Source organism: Streptococcus sp. DD11, from assembly GCF_001578865.1.
Taxonomy (GTDB): domain Bacteria; phylum Bacillota; class Bacilli; order Lactobacillales; family Streptococcaceae; genus Streptococcus; species Streptococcus panodentis.
This window is the reverse complement of sequence record NZ_KQ969393.1, coordinates 319,922-321,553: the sequence shown is the minus strand read 5'-3', so window position 1 is coordinate 321,553 and position 1,632 is coordinate 319,922. Positions and strand designations below refer to the sequence as shown.

Annotated in this window: 1 protein-coding gene; it reads right to left on the bottom strand. The window is 48.7% G+C overall.

The genetic code is table 11. The features are described from left to right. Positions 1–28: 28 nt before the first annotated feature. Positions 29–1,632 (bottom strand): GBS Bsp-like repeat-containing protein (locus STRDD11_RS04845; protein ID WP_128836310.1); only part of this gene is annotated, 1,604 nt, incomplete at its 5' end.

Sequence of the window (1,632 nt, the reverse complement as noted above, 5' to 3'; positions counted from 1 at the left end):
CAACCAAGCAAACACTTGGTTGTTTTCTTTATTTGTAACGCGGAGTTGCGAAGCCGCGGATATTGCCATGGCCAATCCGGTAGGTATTGCGTTTAACCTGATTGTTGCTGTTGCCTTCAATGGTATGGATAATGCCGTTTTCGACCTTCTCCACAATACCGATATGGTCGGCCCAGCCGTTATTCTGCTGGCTGTTTTGGTCCCAGTTAAAGGTAATAATATCACCGGCTTTAGGAGTTGTGTTGCCATCCTCATTCCAGATGCCCAGATTTTTAAAGATCTGAATATGGCGTTCCACTCCGCACTCACGGCCGATTAAATCGCTGAGGCCTTCCCTTTGGAAAACAACCGTCGTGAAAACATCGCACCAGTCATCGGTATTCTTAACAGCATAGCCGACAGGCAGCGGACGGACACTGTTGTAATCATTGACCAAGCGCTGGTGCTCAGCACTGCCGCCGCGCACTCCGACCAGAGCCGCTGCTGCTGCAAGGACACGGTCGCGCTGACTGGAAACCGGCTGCGGACGGTTGACAGAGATAGCAGTCGTTTGCATACCAACTCCCTGTAACTGCCCCTGATTATTCAGGTAGTACAAATGAATATTGTACTCACCAGCAACATTCTTGTGCTGATTAGCATGGACATGCTTGCGGTAGCTGCCATCACCCTGACGTTCAGCAGTGTACCACTGCACATCATCCTGACCGTTAGCCGTTGACCAGGTCGGCAGGTAAACTGTCTTCAAACCTTCCGGCGCCACAATGCCTGAAACAACAATGTCAAATTCACCGGTATCATTATTCTTATTCTGAATACTGATTTTGCCCTGCGGCTTACTGATGGTCACTTTTGTTTTGGCAGAAGCTACACCGTGCAGTTTACCGTCATTATCAGCATAATACAAATGGATATTATAGTCACCCTGTCCATTATCATGGTTGCTAGCTGAGACATGCTTCTTGTAAGTCCCATCGGCCTGACGCTCAGCTACATACCACTGCACATCATCCTGACCGCCCGCTTCTGACCAAGTCGGAAGATAGACCGTCTTCACGCCGTTTGGAGCCGAAATTCCTGAAACAAGGATCTCAAAATCGCCATTGTCCTGATTCTGATTCTGAATGCTGATTTTGCCTTGAACAGCTCTTGGAGCAGCTGCCTTGGAGACCGTTGTCTTCTCCATAGCAACTCCCTGCAGCTTTCCTGCATTGCTGAGATAATAGAGGTGGATGTTGTACTCACCCAGAGAATCCTTGTGATCGCCGGCCTTAACATGCTGTTTATAAGTACCATCAGCTTGGCGCTGCGCTTCATACCATTTGACATCATCCTGACCGCCTGCAGTTGACCAAGTCGGCAGATAAACCGTCTTCAGCCCCTCTGGTGCGACGATGTCTGAAACCACAATGTCAAACTCCCCGGAGTTCCTATTGTTGTTTTGGATGCTGATTTTGCCTTGGGGTTTATTGATTACAACCTTGGTCTTTTCAGCTGCAACAGCCTGCAGCTTATTCTCAGCTGTCACATAGTAAAGATGGACATTGTAGTCACCAACAGAATTTTTATGGTCGCTGGCCTTGACATGCTTCTTGTAAGTCCCATCGGCCTGGCGTTCAGCAGTGTACCACT